The sequence below is a fragment of the Agromyces luteolus genome (assembly GCF_009729855.1).
Taxonomy (GTDB): domain Bacteria; phylum Actinomycetota; class Actinomycetes; order Actinomycetales; family Microbacteriaceae; genus Agromyces; species Agromyces luteolus.
In genome coordinates, this window is the sequence record NZ_WODA01000025.1 from 353,788 (window position 1) to 369,611 (window position 15,824).

General features: G+C 72.4%; 19 protein-coding genes. 2 read left to right on the top strand and 17 right to left on the bottom strand.

Annotated elements, in window-relative coordinates; all coding sequences use genetic code 11:
• Window positions 1-13 precede the first annotated feature (13 nt).
• Window positions 14-1,078: an AI-2E family transporter gene (locus GLX25_RS15295; RefSeq protein ID WP_155843375.1), complete on the top strand. Its 1,065-nt coding sequence runs from the start codon at window positions 14-16 to the stop codon at window positions 1,076-1,078.
• A 60-nt stretch (window positions 1,079-1,138) separates the two neighbouring features.
• Here GLX25_RS15295 and GLX25_RS15300 read toward each other — a convergent pair whose 3' ends face one another.
• The 9 genes from GLX25_RS15300 to rpsB form a co-directional block, all read right to left on the bottom strand.
• A complete protein-coding gene (locus GLX25_RS15300) occupies window positions 1,139-1,876 on the bottom strand; it encodes an alpha/beta hydrolase (RefSeq protein ID WP_155843872.1) in 738 nt (245 codons plus the stop codon).
• Between the two features lie 11 nt (window positions 1,877-1,887).
• A complete protein-coding gene (locus tag GLX25_RS15305; RefSeq protein WP_205719912.1) occupies window positions 1,888-2,196 on the bottom strand; it encodes a hypothetical protein in 309 nt (102 codons plus the stop codon).
• 44 nt (window positions 2,197-2,240) lie between these two features.
• Window positions 2,241-3,008, bottom strand: a complete 768-nt coding sequence (locus GLX25_RS18965) for an aggregation-promoting factor C-terminal-like domain-containing protein (RefSeq protein ID WP_271192384.1) — start codon at window positions 3,006-3,008, stop codon at window positions 2,241-2,243.
• Between the two features lie 50 nt (window positions 3,009-3,058).
• Window positions 3,059-3,613: a DivIVA domain-containing protein gene (locus GLX25_RS15315; RefSeq protein ID WP_166548887.1), complete on the bottom strand. Its 555-nt coding sequence runs from the start codon at window positions 3,611-3,613 to the stop codon at window positions 3,059-3,061.
• Between the two features lie 42 nt (window positions 3,614-3,655).
• A complete protein-coding gene (locus tag GLX25_RS15320) occupies window positions 3,656-4,639 on the bottom strand; it encodes a phosphatidate cytidylyltransferase (RefSeq protein WP_240898388.1) in 984 nt (327 codons plus the stop codon).
• An 11-nt stretch (window positions 4,640-4,650) separates the two neighbouring features.
• Complete coding sequence (gene frr / locus GLX25_RS15325; protein WP_166548888.1) at window positions 4,651-5,205, bottom strand: ribosome recycling factor; 555 nt, start codon at window positions 5,203-5,205, stop codon at window positions 4,651-4,653.
• 30 nt (window positions 5,206-5,235) lie between these two features.
• Entirely contained in the window at window positions 5,236-5,967 is a 732-nt protein-coding gene (gene pyrH / locus GLX25_RS15330; RefSeq protein WP_155843377.1) for a UMP kinase, read from the bottom strand.
• Window positions 5,968-6,128: 161 nt separating this feature from the next.
• Window positions 6,129-6,959, bottom strand: coding sequence for a translation elongation factor Ts (tsf, locus tag GLX25_RS15335; RefSeq protein WP_155843378.1), 831 nt, complete (start codon window positions 6,957-6,959; stop codon window positions 6,129-6,131).
• 45 nt (window positions 6,960-7,004) lie between these two features.
• On the bottom strand, window positions 7,005-7,922 hold the full coding sequence (gene rpsB / locus GLX25_RS15340; protein ID WP_155843379.1) for a 30S ribosomal protein S2: 918 nt from the start codon (window positions 7,920-7,922) through the stop codon (window positions 7,005-7,007).
• A gap of 282 nt (window positions 7,923-8,204) precedes the next feature.
• Between rpsB and GLX25_RS15345 the strand changes: the two genes are divergently transcribed.
• Window positions 8,205-8,777 carry a murein hydrolase activator EnvC family protein gene (locus tag GLX25_RS15345; RefSeq protein ID WP_240898389.1) on the top strand — a complete coding sequence of 191 codons (573 nt, stop codon included), beginning with the start codon at window positions 8,205-8,207 and terminating at the stop codon, window positions 8,775-8,777.
• Window positions 8,778-8,790: 13 nt separating this feature from the next.
• On the opposite strand, the gene GLX25_RS15350 is transcribed toward GLX25_RS15345, so the two are convergent.
• The 8 genes from GLX25_RS15350 to lepB form a co-directional block, all read right to left on the bottom strand.
• Complete coding sequence (locus GLX25_RS15350) at window positions 8,791-9,783, bottom strand: tyrosine recombinase XerC (RefSeq protein WP_155843380.1); 993 nt, start codon at window positions 9,781-9,783, stop codon at window positions 8,791-8,793.
• The gene (locus GLX25_RS15355; RefSeq protein ID WP_155843381.1) at window positions 9,776-10,696 is read right to left on the bottom strand and encodes a phosphodiesterase; all 921 of its coding nucleotides are present in this window, start codon (window positions 10,694-10,696) and stop codon (window positions 9,776-9,778) included. The genes GLX25_RS15350 and GLX25_RS15355 overlap by 8 nt, the downstream gene beginning before the upstream one ends.
• Before the next feature lie 49 nt (window positions 10,697-10,745).
• The gene (dprA, locus tag GLX25_RS15360; protein WP_155843382.1) at window positions 10,746-12,023 is read right to left on the bottom strand and encodes a DNA-processing protein DprA; all 1,278 of its coding nucleotides are present in this window, start codon (window positions 12,021-12,023) and stop codon (window positions 10,746-10,748) included.
• Entirely contained in the window at window positions 12,020-13,600 is a 1,581-nt protein-coding gene (locus GLX25_RS15365) for a YifB family Mg chelatase-like AAA ATPase (RefSeq protein WP_155843383.1), read from the bottom strand. The genes dprA and GLX25_RS15365 overlap by 4 nt, the downstream gene beginning before the upstream one ends.
• Window positions 13,600-13,956: a YraN family protein gene (locus GLX25_RS15370; RefSeq protein WP_155843384.1), complete on the bottom strand. Its 357-nt coding sequence runs from the start codon at window positions 13,954-13,956 to the stop codon at window positions 13,600-13,602. Before GLX25_RS15370 ends, GLX25_RS15365 begins: the two co-directional genes overlap by 1 nt.
• Window positions 13,957-14,058: 102 nt before the next feature.
• Window positions 14,059-14,382 carry a DUF2469 family protein gene (locus tag GLX25_RS15375; protein WP_155843385.1) on the bottom strand — a complete coding sequence of 108 codons (324 nt, stop codon included), beginning with the start codon at window positions 14,380-14,382 and terminating at the stop codon, window positions 14,059-14,061.
• A gap of 6 nt (window positions 14,383-14,388) precedes the next feature.
• Window positions 14,389-15,075: a ribonuclease HII gene (locus GLX25_RS15380; protein WP_271192385.1), complete on the bottom strand. Its 687-nt coding sequence runs from the start codon at window positions 15,073-15,075 to the stop codon at window positions 14,389-14,391.
• 1 nt (window position 15,076) lies between these two features.
• Window positions 15,077-15,823, bottom strand: coding sequence for a signal peptidase I (gene lepB / locus GLX25_RS15385; protein WP_155843387.1), 747 nt, complete (start codon window positions 15,821-15,823; stop codon window positions 15,077-15,079).
• Window position 15,824: the final 1 nt, after the last annotated feature.

A 15,824-nucleotide genomic window follows, 5' to 3' on the forward strand; every position in this document is an offset into this window, starting at 1 on the left:
GGGAGCGCGGGGATTGAAGATCCAGAACGCGTTCCGCATCGCGCTCGTCGGCACGCTCGGCGTCGGCACCGGACTCCTGATCCTGTCCGCGGTGTCGAGCCTGTCGACGATCCTCACCTACATCGGAGCAGCGCTGTTCCTGGCCCTCGGCCTCGAGCCCGCCGTGAGCGGGCTCGAGCGCCGGGGGCTTCCGCGTTGGGCGGCCATCCTGCTCGTCATCGCCGGCGTCGCCGCGGTCGTCGCCGCGCTGCTCATCGCGGTGATCCCGATCATCGTCGACCAGGTGGCCGAGCTGATCGCGCAGATCCCGCGGATCATCGACCAGGTCAACCGCGTCGATTGGATCGCCTGGCTGCAGGAGCAGTTCCCGCTGCTGCTGATCGACGAGATCAGCGAGCAGGCGGGAGCGGCGCTCACCGACTTCTTCACCAACCCGAACCGGCTGAGCGAGCTGCTCGGCGGCGTGTGGGCCGTCGCGCTCGCGATCGGCGGCGGCGTGTTCGGGGTCATCATCGTCGCGGTCCTCACGATCTACTTCACGGCGTCGCTCGATGCCATGAAGCGGGCGACCTACCAGCTCATCCCCGCATCGCGTCGGGCGCGGTTCGCCGACCTGACGGAGCAGATCACGCAGTCCGTCGGCCGCTACGTGATCGGCCAGGTCTCGCTCGCCGCCGTCAACGGCTTCCTGAGCTTCACGTTCCTCTCGATCATCCGCGCCCCGTTCCCCGCGGTGCTCGCGTTCATCGCCTTCCTGTTCTCGCTGGTCCCGCTCGTCGGAACGCTCACGGGCTCCGTCATCATCGTGCTGCTCTGCCTCATCCCGGGACTCGGCTCGCCGCTCACGGCGCTCGTGGCCGCGATCTACTACCTGATCTACATGCAGGTCGAGGCGTACGTGCTCGCGCCGCGCATCATGAGCCGAGCGGTCAAGGTGCCCGGAGCCCTGGTCGTCGTGGCCGCCCTCGCGGGCGGCGCGCTGCTCGGCATCCTGGGGGCACTCGTCGCGATCCCGATCGCGGCGGCGATCCTGCTCATCATCAAGCAGGTCGTCATCCCACGCCAGAACGAGCGCTGACCGCGCTCGCGCCGGCCCAGCGCGCGCGGCCCGCCGCGCCGGCTCGGACCGAGGTGGCCGTCAGGCCTCGGGCGACGACACGGATGCCGCGGGCCACTCGGTCGGCATCGGCAGGGCCGCCGGGTTCACCGCGCGCACGATCTCGTCCAGCACGCGGCGCGTCTGCGACTCGCCGACCCAGAGGTGCTTGCCCCCCTCGACGTCGATCCGCGTCAGGTTCGGCAGGCCCGCGAACCGCTCGGCGGCCTCGGCGGGCTTCAGGTAGTCGTCGTGCTCCGGGATCAGGGCCACGACGGGAACGGGCGCGGAGCGCCAGCGAGCGAGCTCCTCGTCGCTCGTCCGGTGCAGCGGCGGCGAGAGCAGGATCGCGCCGGCGATGCCGTGCTCGAGACCGTACTTCAGCGCGAGCTCGGTCCCGAACGACCAGCCGACGAGCCAGGGGTTCGGCAGTCCGCGCTCGGCGACGTAGCGCATCGCGGCCGCGACATCCGCCCGCTCGCTGACACCGTGGCCGAACTCGCCCTCGCTGGTGCCACGGACCGAGCTCGTGCCGCGCGTGTTGAAGCGGAGCACGGCGAGGTCGGCGAGGGCGGGCAGTCGGGCGGCCGCCTTGCGCAGGATGTGCGAGTCCATGAACCCGCCGGCGGTGGGCAGCGGATGCAGCGTCACGAGGGTCGCCACGGGCGCGCGGTCGAGGGGTGTGGCGAGCTCCCCGACGAGGCGGAGGCCGTCGTCGGTGCGCAGCTCGATCTCCTCGCGCTGCGCCGGCAGCACGGCTCCGGCGCGGATCTCGGTCATGGTGTCGTCGGTCACGCGGGTCCGATCCTCCAGCAGTGGGTGTGCCAGTGTCGCCTCGAGGCCAGGTCGGCCGCGTCGCCCAGGACGCCGTCGGCGCGCCAGGTCACGAGGTGGGCGACACCGGGGTCGATCTCGAGTCCGCAGCCCGGGCAGAGGTAGGCCTTCACCGCCTGCGCCTCGGACACCGGCTGCACGTTCCATTCCCGCCCGGCGCGCACCTCGGTGCGGCGCCAGCCGGCGGTCATCCGCGCGACGTCGAGCTCCGGGTGCGGTTCGCGCGCCTTCGCGGCGCGACCACGGGAGCGGTGCGAGCGGGCCATCGGTCCAGTCTACGGTCGGGGGCGGATGTCGCGGGGCAGGCGGGTCAGTACCAGCCGACGCTCTGCGAGTGCGCCCACGCGCCGCAGGGCGTGCCGTAGCGGGCCTGGATGTACCCGAGGCCCCACTCGATCTGCGTGGCCGCGTTCGTCTCCCAGTCGGCGCCGGCGGTCGCCATCTTCGACCCCGGGAGCGCCTGCGGGATGCCGTACGCCCCGCTCGAGGCGTTGTACGCGTTCACGCGCCATCCGGATTCCTTGTTCCAGAGCGCGACGAGGCAGTCGAATTCGGTCGTGGGCCATCCGCGCGCGGCGACCGCCTGCGCGCCGTAGGCCTGCGCACTGCCCGGGTCGGGGACCACGGCCGGCGGCGCCCATCCCGCGGCGGACGCGGCCTCGGGCTCGGGCTCGTCGGGCTTCGCCTCGACGACGTACCCCTCGGAGGCGACCGCGAGCGACGAGTAGCCGTCGGCGAGCTCGACCTCCTGCGTGGCCTCGCCGCCGAAGCGGTCGACCGGGACGTAGGTCGACGTGGCCGTCGCGCCCGAGTAGGGGTCGACGACGTTGACGAGGAGGAAGCTGACGGATGCCGCGAAGGCGAACACCACGGTCGCCGCCTGCTTGACGGGACCGGTCACGCTCCCCCGCTGCGTCGATCGCGGCGGCGGCGTCTCGACGCTCGTCGTGGTCCGGGTCGGGCGCGCCGCGACCTGCGGACGGAGCGATCGCGTCGCGGCCGCGGCGTCGTCACGTGCCCAGCGCTCCCGGACGGCATCCATCGACATCTCGCCGTCCTGATCCGAATGCCTGCCCACGATTGGTCGAGTGTAACGGAGGGAATCCCCCCGGTCGAACCTCGAGCCGCTCACCGGACCGCGAGCATCACGTCGACGACGGCGTCCAGGACGAGGTCGACCTGCGCCTCGCGATATCCGCCGCGCTGGGCGGAGAAGACGACCCCACGCACGTCGTCGATCGCGATCGGCCACCCGTCGCGGAAGTACCGGGTCAGCCGATCGGCGAACGCGTCGACCTCGTGCACGTCGTACCCGACGGCCAGCCAGCTGACGCGGTCGAAACGGGCGCCCTCGGGACGCGCGAGCCGGTTCGCGACCACCTGCGCGGTCGTGCGCGCCTCGGCGAGCCACGCCTCGTCGCCGTGCAGCCGCGAGGCGATCTGCCGTTCGCGGAACGCGAAGGCGTCCTCGAGCCGCTCCATGGCGGCGTCGACGTGGCTGGTCGAGTAGCCGCCCTTCTGCATCGAGAACGCGGTCAGGCGGATGCGCTCGGCATCGAGCCCCGTGTCGTCGGGCTCGGGGCGCCCGTCGTAGGCGCGACGCGCGCGCTGGAGGAAGTCCTCGACCTCGGCGGTCTTGTAGCCCAGCTGGTTCCTGCGGGCCCGGGGGAACGTGGCATCCACCGCACCAGTATCGCGCACCCGCGGCGGTTCCTCGCGCACGCCTCAGGCGAAGATCTGGAAAGCGGCGAACGCGACGGCCGCCGACGGGAGGATCGAGTCGAGCCGGTCGAGGAACCCGCCGTGCCCCGGCAGCCACGAACTCATGTCCTTGATGCCGAGGTCGCGCTTGATCAGCGACTCGGCGAGGTCGCCGAGGGTCGCCGAGAGGAAGATGGCCGCGCCGAAGACCAGCCCGAACCACCACGGCTGGCCGAGCATGAACAGCGCGAGCAGGACGCCGGCGATGAGACTGGCGAGCGCGCCGCCCGCGAAGCCCTCCCAGGTCTTCTTCGGGCTGATCACGGGCGCCATCGGATGCCGGCCGAAGGCGAGGCCGGACGCGTACGCACCGGTGTCGGCGGCGACGGCGAGGATGATGAACGCGAGCGTCCACCATTGGCCGCCGTCTGCCGCGGTGAGCACCACCGCGAACGTGGCGAGGAACGTGACGTACCCCTGGACGAAGATCCCGGCCCCGAGGTCGCGCGCGAGGCCCGACGACTCGGCGCGGACGCTCCTGGAGGCCTGCTGCGCGAGCCGCCAGAGCACGACGAGGGCCATCCCGATGAGCACGGCGGCGACCTGCCCGGCCGGTCCGCCGTAGTACGCGACGGGCACGGCGGCGACGGCCGCGACCACGGTCGGGATGCGCGGCACCCGGTAGCCGCCGTGCTTCAGCGCCGCCGCGAGCTCGGAGCTGGAGAACCCGGCCACGACGACCGCGAACACCATGAACAGCTCCTTGAACACGAGGAGGCTGAGCAGCAGTGTGCCGCCGAATGCCAGTCCGATCAGGATGGCGACGAGGAGGTTCCGACCGGTGCGCGCGTTGATGCGCTCCTGCGCCTCGTCGAACTGCGCGCGGGACGCCTCGAACTGGCGCTCGAGGTCCACCCGTCGCGCATGCATCTGCGCGCGGATCTCGTCGCGCGTCGAATGCCGCTGGTCGTCGGCGTCCGACCGTTCCCCATCAGGGACGCCCGTCATGGTGTGGCCCCTCAGACCTCGAGGAGTTCGGCTTCCTTGCGCTTGAGAGCCTCGTCGATCTGGTCGACGTGCGACTTGGTGACGTGCTCGAGCTCCTTCTCGCCGCGCACCACCTCGTCGTCGCCGACCTCGCCCTTCAGGGACTCGAGGTCGTCCTTCGCCTTGCGACGGATGTTCCGGACCGACACCCGCGCATCCTCGGCCTTCGAGCGCACGATCTTCACGAACTCCTTGCGACGCTCCTCCGTCAGCTCGGGGAGGGTCACGCGGATGATGTTGCCGTCGTTCGACGGGTTCGCGCCGAGGTTCGGCGTGTCGCGGATCGCCTGCTCGATGTCCTTCATCGCCGCCTTGTCGTAGGGCGTCACGACGAGCGTGCGCGCCTCGGGATTCGCGAGCGAAGCGAGCTGGGCGAGCGGCGTCGGGGTGCCGTAGTAGCTCACCATGATCTTCTGGAAGAGCTGCGGGTTGGCGCGGCCGGTGCGAACGGAGGCGAAGTCGTCCTTGGCGACCTCCACGGCCTTCTGCATGCGTGCACTTGCTTCGGACAGTACATCCGCGATCACGGGGACTCCTTCTCTCGGGCTCGGGACAGTCTATCGATCGGTGTTCGGCTCGCCGTTGCTGACGACGGTGCCGAGTTCCGCGCCGAGGATCGCCTTCGTCACGTTGCCGGCGGGCTCCATGCCGAACACCTGCATCGGCATGCCGTTGTCCATGCAGAGGCTGAACGCGGTCGAGTCGACGACCTTGAGGCCCCGCTGGAGGGCCTCCTGGTAGCTGATGCGGTCGATCTTGTGGGCGTCGGGGTTCGTGCGCGGGTCGTCGGAGTACACCCCGTCGACGCCGTTCTTGGCGACCAGCACGACGTCCGCGCCGATCTCGAGCGCGCGCTGCGCGGCGACGGTGTCGGTGGAGAAGTACGGCAGCCCGGCGCCGGCGCCGAAGATGACCACGCGCCCCTTCTCGAGGTGCCGCTCGGCGCGACGGGGGATGTAGGGCTCCGCGACCTGGGTCATCGAGATCGCGGACTGGACGCGCGTCTCGGCGCCCGCCTGCTCGAGGAAGTCCTGGAGGGCGAGCGAGTTCATCACCGTGCCGAGCATGCCCATGTAGTCGGCGCGCCCGCGGTCCATGCCGCGCTGGCTGAGCTCTGCCCCGCGGAAGAAGTTGCCGCCGCCGACGACGATCGCGACCTCGACGGTGCGTGCCGCGTCGGCGATCTCCCGCGCGAGCGAACTGACGACGTCGGGGTTGACTCCGAGTGCGCCGCCGCCGAACGCCTCGCCCGACAGCTTGAGCAGCACCCTGCGCGTGTGTTCCGTCATCCCCGACCGATCCTTCCCCTCTGGGAGTCAAAACTAGTGGTTCCGAGCCCGCGCCGCAGTGCAGGCGGGACCGCTCCGCGTCCGATGCGCGTCACCGCGACGTCCGGACACAGCAAAGGAGCCCGGACCGCGTGATGCGGTCCGGACTCCCCTGGCACGTGTTACGCGCCGACCTTGAAGCGAGCGAAGTCGCTCACGGTCAGACCGGCGTCCTGCACGACCTTGCCGACGGACAGCTTGTTGTCCTTGGCGTAGTCCTGCTCGAGCAGTGCGACCTGCTTGAAGAACGCGCCGAGGCGACCCTCGACGATCTTCGGGAGGGCGGCCTCGGGCTTGCCCTCCTCGCGGGTGATCTGCTCGACGAGCGCGCGCTCCTTCTCGACCGCCTCGGCCGGGACGTCCTCGCGGGTGAGGTACTCGGGCGCGGCGAACGAGATGTGCTGCGCGATCGAACGCGCGGTCTCCGCGTCGTCGCCCGCGTAGCCGAGGACCACGCCGACCTGCGGGGGCAGGTCCTTCGAGGTCTTGTGCAGGTAGATCGAGAAGTGCTCGCCCTTCACGAGGCGGACGCGACGGAGCTCGACCTTCTCGCCGAGGATCGCGGCCTCGCCGTCGATGAGCCCGGCGACGGTTCCGGCCTCGGCCGGCGCGGCCAGGGCGGCCTCGACGGTCTCGGCACGGGCCGCGGCGACGGCCGCGAGCACGCGGTCGGCGAGGCCGACGAACTTGTCGCCCTTGGCGACGAAGTCGGTCTCGCACGCGAGCTCGATGAGGGTCGCGGTGCCGTCGCCGTTCTCGACGGCGGCGACGAGGCCCTCGGAGGTCGAGCGGTCGGCGCGCTTGGCGTTGCCCTTGGCACCCTTCAGGCGCAGGATCTCCGTCGCCTTCTCGATGTCGCCGTCGGCCTCGACGAGCGCGTTCTTGGTGTCGGTCATGCCGGTTCCGAGCTGCTCGCGGAGCGCCTTGATGTCGGCGATGCTGACGTTGGCCATGTGGAATGGACTCCCTGTCGTTTCGGAGTGGGTGGGGGGTGCCGACTACTCGGCGGCAGCTGCGCCCGCGGCGTCGGCCTCGGACTCGGTCGCGGCGACCTCGGTGGCCGCCTCGTCGACGACCTCGGCGGCCTCGGCCTCGGCCTCCGCCTTCGACTCCGCGACCTTCTCGGTCTCGGCGGAGGACTGCTCGGGCGTGCTCTCGGAGCCGGCCTTGAGGAGCTCCTGCTCCCACTCGGCGAGCGGCTCGGCCTCTTCGCCCTCCTCGGGCTTCTGGTGGCGCTGGATGAGGCCCTCGGCAGCGGCGTCGGCGACGATGCGCGTGAGCAGGCTCACCGAGCGGATCGCGTCGTCGTTGCCCGGGATCGGGTACTGGACCTCGTCGGGGTCGCAGTTGGTGTCGAGGATGCCGATGACGGGGATGCCGAGCTTCTTGGCCTCGTCGATCGCGAGGTGCTCCTTCTTGGTGTCCACGACCCAGAGCGCCGACGGCGTCTTCGAGAGGTTGCGGATGCCGCCGAGCGACTTGTGCAGCTTGTCGAGCTCGCGCTTCTTGAGGAGCAGCTCCTTCTTGGTGAAGCCAGAGGTGGTGCCCTCGTAGTCCAGCTCCTCGAGCTCCTTCATGCGCGCGAGGCGCTTGGAGACGGTCGCGAAGTTGGTGAGGAGGCCGCCGAGCCAACGCTGGTTGACGTACGGCTGGCCGACGCGCGTGGCCTGCTCGGCGATCGACTCCTGCGCCTGCTTCTTGGTGCCGACGAAGAGGATGGTGCCGCCGTGGGCGACCGTCTCCTTGACGAAGTCGTAGGCCTTGTCGATGTAGGCGAGCGACTGCTGGAGGTCGATGATGTAGATGCCGGAACGCTCGGTGAAGATGAAGCGCTTCATCTTCGGGTTCCAACGGCGGGTCTGGTGCCCGAAGTGCACGCCGCTGTCGAGCAGCTGGCGGATGGTGACGACGGCCATGGCCGTTCTCCTTCTGTTCTCAGTTGATGCTCCGACCGGCGGCCGGAAGCCCTGGTGCCCGGCACGGCTCCGCCGGCTCGCGCTGCGATGGCACGAGCGGGACTGAGTGGAGTCGGTGGCCGAATGGGCACGCGTAGTCGCCCCGACAGGCGGGGCGCTCCGGTCATGCTATCACGGTGCGGCTCGGCGACCCCTCCTCACCACCCGCCGCACGACCGGTCCCGGGCCACCGACCCGATCGGGCCTTCGACGAGCGGATGCCGCGGCCGACATGGTCGACGCATGCGCCTCTCGCCCCTCCCCGGCGCGGCCGTCGCGGCGAGCGTCGCGGGCCTGCTCGCCGTCCTCGTGGTGGTGCTGGCGGCGCCGGGCTCCGCCTCGGCGTCGACCGCGGCCCGATCGATGCCGACCCCGCGCGTCGACCCGTCCGTCGTCGCGCCGGCCGATCGGTGGCTCTGGCCGGTCGGACCGCCGGTGATCGTCGTCGCGCCGTTCCGCGCCCCGCCCACGCCGTACTCCGCCGGACACCGAGGGATCGACCTCGCCGCGGCTGCCGGGAGCACGGTCGTCGCGCCCGCCGCGGGGGTCGTCTCGTTCGCCGGCCCGGTCGCGGGGCGCGGGGTGCTCTCGATCGATCACGGCGACGGCGTCGTGAGCTCGATCGAGCCCGTGGAGGCCGACCTGGCGGCGGGCGCGGCGGTCCGGGCCGGCGAGCCGGTCGCGACCGTCTCGACCGGCGGCCATTGCGACGGCGGATGCGTGCACTTCGGCGTGCGGGTGCACGGCGAGTACGTGTCCCCGTTGCGGTGGTTCGGCGGGGTGCCGCGCGCGGTGCTGCTCCCGATGGAGGGGTGATGCCCAGCCGTGCTCAGGCGCGGGGGTGGGCCGTGCGATAGCTCTGCTTGAGCCGCTCGGCCGAGACGTGGGTGTAGATCTGCGTCGTGCCGAGGTTCGCGTGGCCGAGGAACTCCTGGACGGCGCGGAGGTCGGCGCCCCCGTCGAGCAGGTGCGTGGCCGCGCTGTGCCGGAAGGCGTGGGGACCGGCGGGACCGGAGCCCGGCAGTTCCGCGAGGAGGCCCGCGACGAGGCGGTGGACGCTCCTGACCCCGAGGCGCGCCCCTCGGATGCCGACGAACACCGCCCGTCCGGCATCCGCGGCGGTTCCGTTCGCGCCCGCGGCGGCGGCGAGCAGTGCGGGGCGAGCCGAGGCGAGGTAGCGCTCGAGCGCCGCAGCGGCGGGCGCGCCGTACGGCACGACGCGCTCCTTCGCACCCTTCCCCGTGACGCGGACCGTCCGGTTCCCGCGGTCGACGTCGTCGACGTCGAGGCCGACGAGTTCGGAGACGCGCAGCCCGCAGGCGTAGAGCAGCTCGATCACGGCGAGATCGCGGACGGCCACCGGATCGCCGTCGGCGGCTCGCGCCTGCAGGCCGTCCAGCACCGCCTCGACGGACGGCGCCGCCACGACGCGCGGCAGGGTTCGCTTGGCGCGCGGAGCGCGCAGCCGGGCCGCCGGGTCGACCGGGAGGGCGCCCGTGCGCTCGAGCCAGGCGCAGAAGCCCCGAGCGGATGCCGCGCGGCGCGCCACGGTCGCGCGGGCGAGGCCGCGCTCGGTCGCGTCCCACAACCAGTCGCGCAGCAGGTCGAGGTCGACGGCGTCGACGCCCGTCGCGGAACGCTGCTCCGCGAACCGCGTGAGGTCGGCCAGGTCGGACGCGTAGGCGGCGACGGTGTGCTCCGAGTAGCCGCGCTCGAGGCGGACGTGCCCGAGGTAGCCCTCCACGGCGACGTCGATGCTCCTCCGACCGGCCACGGGGTGCGAGCGGGTCCGGGTCGCGGCGACGTCCACCGGATCAGCCATCCGTCACCCATTCCCGCTTCCGTGAGAAGCGGTCGAGTCGTCCCTCCTCGTCGAGGGCCTCGACCTCGGCGAGGAACTGCTCGCCGAAGCTCGTGATCTCGCCGAACCGTCCGACCGGGACCACCGAGGTGACGACGGTGTCGTCGAAGCAGTGCACGAGCGAGAACGACCTGCCGCCGTCGATCCCGACGAGGTGTCGCGCAGGCGCGGAGAGGTCCATCGTGTACGCGAGCGATCCGGCCACCGAGACGGGGATCCCCGCGAAGGTCCCCTGGGTCGGGTAGTGCAGGTGCCCGCCGAGGATGGCTCGGACGTCGCGGTCCCGCAGGACCTCGGCGAACTCGTCCTGCCGTCGGAGTTCGAGGACGTCCATGAGCGCGAGCGGGGTCGCGATGGGGGCGTGGTGCAGCGCGACGATCGTCCCGTTGGGGGCGGGCTCCGCGAGCACGCGGTCGAGCCAGTCCAACGTCTCGGCTTCGAGGATGCCGTGGTGGTACCCGGGCACGCTCGAATCGACCGCGACGATGCGCAGTCCGTCGAGGCCGATGACCTGGTTGACCGGGCTCTCGTCGCCGCTCTCGTCGCCGAGCAGCACGCGCCGGAACGGCTCGCGCTCGTCGTGGTTGCCCATGACCCAGATCAGGCGGGCGCCCGTGGCCTCGGCGACGGGGTCGAGGGCCGAGCGCACACGCCGGTAGGCGTCGTCCTCGCCGAGGTCGGCGACGTCGCCCGAGACGAGGATGGCGTCGAGCCCGCCCGTCATCCGCGAGAGCTGCTCCGTCGCGCGCTCGAGGTTGGCGACCGTGTCGGCGCGACCCCCGAGCGGCGCACCGCCGGCGAGGAGGTGCGTGTCGCTGAGGTGCGCGATCACGTGTCGTGCCGCGGGGTACCTGCCGAGTCGAGGATGATCCATGTCTGCCTCCGCGGCCAGCCTAGGACCACCATCCACGTGAAGCCGAGCCTCAATCGGGGGGTCGTCGAACCCAGCCCTCCCCGGACCTGGCCGCGAGGCCCGTGGCATCCAACGCTCCGAGCGCGCCCAGGACGGCTCCGGGCGTCGATCCGGTGGATCGCACGAGCTCGTCGATCGTGCGTGCGCGGCGGACTCCGAGTGCATCGAGCACCCGCCGTTCGGCCGACGTCAATCCCTCGAGCACGTGGTCGGGACGAGACGCGGCGCCCGGCGGGGTACCGCCGTCGACTCCGACGCCGCCGATCGTGACGAGTTCGGCCATCTGCGCGGCATCCGTCACGCAGACGGCGTCGAACTCGCGGAGCAGGCGATGACAGCCCGCCGACGCGGGGCTCGTGACCGGTCCGGGCACTGCGCCGAGCGGTCGACCGAGTGCCGCCGCGTGACCCGCGGTGTTCAGCGAACCGGATCGCATGCCTGCCTCGAGCACAACCGTCGCTCCGGACGCGGCGGCGATCAGCCGGTTGCGCTGCAGGAAGCGCCAGCGCGTCGGTGCCGCACCGCACGCGAGCTCGGAGACGACCGCGCCGGTCTCGGCGATGCGGCCGAGGAGCGTCTCGTGACCGGCCGGGTAGAAGCGGTCGACCCCGCCCGCGAGGAACGCCACGGTCGTCCCCCCGGCGGCGAGCGCCGCCCGGTGCGCGGTCCCGTCGATGCCGTACGCACCGCCGGAGACGACGGCGAACCCCCGGTCGACGAGCCCTGCCGACGCCTCGATGGCGACGTGCTCGCCGTACCCGGTCGCGGCGCGCGCTCCGACCAGGGCGATGGACGGCGACTCGGCGAGCGCCGCCGGCCGTCCCCGCACCCACAGCGCGAGCGGAGCGTGCGCGCCGAGGTCGGCGACGGCGTCGGGCCACGCGTCGTCGCCGGGAAGCAGCAGTCGGGCGCGCACGCGCGCCGCCTGGACGACCGACCGTGCGAACGCGGTCTCGTCGACGCGTGGGCGCCACCGCGCGACTCCGGCGGCGAGCTCGCGGGCGCTCGGAGCGTCGACGCCGACCGGGGCGTGCGCGGCGACCTCCTCGGCGAGCGCGGCTCCGGATCGACCGGCGAGCAGCGCCGCCGCGACGGATCGCGCGCCGAGCACGCCGACGAGTCGGCCGAGCACCCCGTCGCCGGGCTCGGAGAGGTAGCCGAGGAGCGCGGCCGCGACCGCCTCCTCGGGATCGGTCGCCGACGCCGACGTCGCATCCGGCCCGGTCCTGACCGCGGCCAGCGCGTCCGCGACGTCGCGGGCGAGGGCGCGAAGGGTGTCCGCGCTCATGCCGCCGTGCCCAGGCGCATCGCGAGTGCGCGCCCGACGTGCTCGGAGTTCGGGCGGTCGTCACCATCGAGGTCGGCGATCGTCCACGCGACCTTGAGCACTCGGTCGTACCCGCGCATCGTGACGCCGCCGCGCTCGAGCGAGCGATCGAGCGACCGCGTCGCGACCGACCCGGGGTGCAGTCCGCCCTCTCCCCGGAGCCATGGGCCCGGCATCTCGGCATTGGTGCGCCACGGCGTGCCGGCGAGGCGTCGCGCCGCGGCGTCCCTGGCGCGGACGACGAGGTTGCGCGCCTCCTGCGAGCTCATCGTCGGAGCGGCCCCGGGCTCTCCGGCGCGATCACGCTCCACCTTGAGCCTCGACGGGGTGACGCGGTGCACGAAGAGCCTCAGGTCGACGCGATCGAGCAGCGGGCCGGAGATGCGTGCGAAGTACCGCCGCTTGGCGGCGGGCGGGCAGGCGCAGCCGGCGTCCGGCGCGTCGCCGCCGCCGCACGGGCACGGGTTCGCGGCGAGCACGAGCTGGAACCGGGCGGGGAAGGTCGCGACCGAGCTCGCGCGGTGGATGGTGATCCGGCCGGACTCCAGCGGCTGGCGGAGCGCGTCGAGGACGCTGGCGGGGAACTCGGGCGCCTCGTCGAGGAACAGCACGCCGTGCGATGCGCGAGCGGCCGCGCCGGGGCGGATGCCGCGGCTGCCGCCGCCGACCATCGCCGCCGCGCTCGCGGTGTGGTGCGGTGCCTCGAACGGCGGTCGCACCGACAGGGTCTCGCCGATCGGGTGGCCGGCGAGCGAGCGGAGCGAGGCGACCTCGAGCGCCGCCTCGGGCGAGAGGTCGGGCAGGATGCCCGGCAGCCGCGACGCGAGCATGGTCTTGCCCGCGCCGGGCGGTCCGGCGAGCAGCAGGTGATGACCGCCGGCCGCCGCGATGAGGAGCGCCTGGCGCGGCTCCTCGCCGCCGATGACCTCGGCGAGGTCGCCGTCGGGAGCCACCGCATCCGCCGGCGGCGCAGCCCCGTCCGAATCGGCGACGGGCTCGCCGACGCGAACGGCCTCCGGCCCGGGCTCGCCGCCGTGCCGCTCCACCGCCTCGCGCAGGGATGCGACGGCGACCACCTCGACGCCGGGCACGAGCCGGGCCTCCGCGGCGTTCGCCGTCGGCACCATGACGCGCTCGCAGCCCGCCCGCGCGGCGGCCAGCACGGCCGGCAGGATGCCGTGCGTCGGTCGGAGCCGTCCGTCGAGCCCGAGCTCGCCGAGGTGCACGAACCGCGCCACGGACTCGGGGGCGACGGTGCCGGCAGCGGCCAGGCAGGACATCGCGATCGCGAGGTCGAAGGCGGAGCCGTGCTTGGGGAGCGAGGCCGGCGAGAGGTTGACGGTCAGTCGGCGTGCCGGGAGGGGGCACCCCGCGTTGCCGGCGGCCGAGCGCACACGCTCGCGGGCCTCGCCGAGCGCCGTGTCGGGCAGGCCGATGATGACGAAGGCGGGCAGCTGGCTCGACAGGTCGGCCTCGACCTCGACGACCGAGCCGGAGAGTCCGACGAGCGCGATGGCGCGGGTCCGTGCGACGACCATCAGGCGATCCCCTCGAGGTGCTCGACGATCGCGGGACCCGAGGACGGCGCGTGCACCGCGACGGCGTCGATCCGGATGCGCGCGGTCGACTGGTCGTGCGCCTCGCACCACGCGAGTGCGAGGCGACGCAAGCGGGCGAGCTTCAGCGCGGTGATCGCCTCGAACGGGTGGCCGAAGCCCGGGCCCGTGCGGGTCTTCACCTCGGCGAAGACGGTGCAGTCCCCGTCGCGGAGCACGAGGTCGAGCTCGCCGTGCGTGCAGCGCCAGTTCCGGTCGACGACGCGCATGCCGCGCGCCTCGAGATGGTCGGCCGCGACCTGTTCACCGCGCCGCCCGAGTTCGATGTTGTGGGCCATGGGCCCAGTGTCGCGTTCGGGCGCCGGCGGGCGGCCATCCGGACGCCGGTCCGTGACCGGAACCGCCTGCGGGTCGCCGGTGGAGGACGGCTCGCGACCCCGCTACTCCTCGAGCGCGAGGTCCTTCGGGAGCTCGAACTCGCGGGTCGCGAGCTCCTCGACGTTGACGTCCTTGAAGGTCAGCACGCGCACCGACTTCACGAACCGGTCGGCGCGGTAGACGTCCCAGACCCAGACGTCCTTCATCGAGAGCTCGAAGTAGAAATCGTGCTCGGTGTCGCGGCGCACCAACTCGACCTCGTTCGCGAGGTAGAAGCGCCGCTCCGTCTCGACCACGTACTTGAACTGCGTGACGATGTCGCGGTACTCGCGGTACAGCGCGAGCTCCACTTCACGGTCGTAGTCGTCGAACTCGTCCTCATCCATCGTGGATCATCCTACTTCGAGGTCGAACAGCGACGGCGCCGGTTCGGGCGACCGGTCGTGCAGCCAGGTGTGCCGGTGCAGCGCGCTCGGCCCGTGCTCGGCGATGGCGGCGAAGTGCGCGGCGCTCGAGTAGCCCTTGTTCTCGTGCCAGTGGTAGAGCGGCGTCTCGTCGTGCGCCCTGCGCATGCCCCGATCGCGGTGCACCTTGGCGATGACGGATGCCGCGGACACCGACGCGCAGTCGCGGTCGGCCTTGATGCGCGTGATGACCTGCGCCCGGTGCTCGATGGACTGGCTGAGCCAGTCGTAGTTGCCGTCGAGGAGCAGCGGCGCACCGGCGACGAGCCCGCGGTCGACACCGAGCGCCGCGAAGGCCCGCGCGCCGGCGAGCCCGAGGCAGGCCATGATGCCGAGCCGGTCGATCTCGTCGGCGCTCGCCTCGCCGACGGACGACCCGAGGACCCACGAGGCAGCGCGCGGAGCGAGCAGTTCGCGCTTCGGCTCGGGCAGGAGCTTCGAGTCGCGCAGGCCCGCCGGCATCCGCTTGACGGTCGCGTCGATGACGACGATCCCGACCGTGACGGGCCCGGCGAGCGCCCCGCGCCCCACTTCGTCGCACGCGAGCACGACGGGTGCTCCCCCGGCCAGCAGGTCGCGCTCCAGCCGCAGCGTCGGCACCCCGGCGGGTGGCACGTCAGCCAGCCGCCTCGTCGACGCCGGCGAACACCTCGGGGTAGTTGTCGAGCCAGGCCCAGTTCGAGATCGGCCAGCTCACCACCACCGCGCGACCGACGACGTTCTCGACGGGCACGAAGCCCTCGAGCGGCGTCCCGGTGTTGTAGCGGGAGTCCTTCGAGTTGTAGCGGTTGTCGCCCATGACCCAGAGCGAGTCGTCGGGCACGGTCACGTCGAAGTCGTCGCGCGAGACCTTGGTCTCGCCGGGCGGCAGCGCGACGTACGGCTCGTCGAGCGGCACGCCGTTCACCGTCATCTGGCCGAGCGCGTTGCAGCAGACGACGTGGTCGCCGGGCAGGCCGACGACGCGCTTGACGAGGTGGTCGTTGGAGTCGGGCGCGGACAGGCCCACGAACGCGAGGAACCCGTCGACGACCGCCACGAGCGGCGGGCGCGCCTCGTCGGCTCGGGCCGGCAGCCATCCGCCCGGGTCCTTGAACACGACGACGTCGCCGTGCTCGATCGGAGTGACCTCGGGCACGAGCTGGTTGACGATGATGCGGTCGTCCTGCATCAGGGTCTCCTCCATCGACTGCGACGGGATGAAGAACGACCGGATCAGGAACGTCTTGATGAGGAACGAGACGAGCACGGCGACCAGGAAGATCACCACCAGGTCGCGGAGGAACAGCAGGGTGCTCCGGCGGCGTGACGACGCCCCGGAGGTGGCGCGTTCGTCGCGCTGCGTACGTGTGTCTTCAGTCATG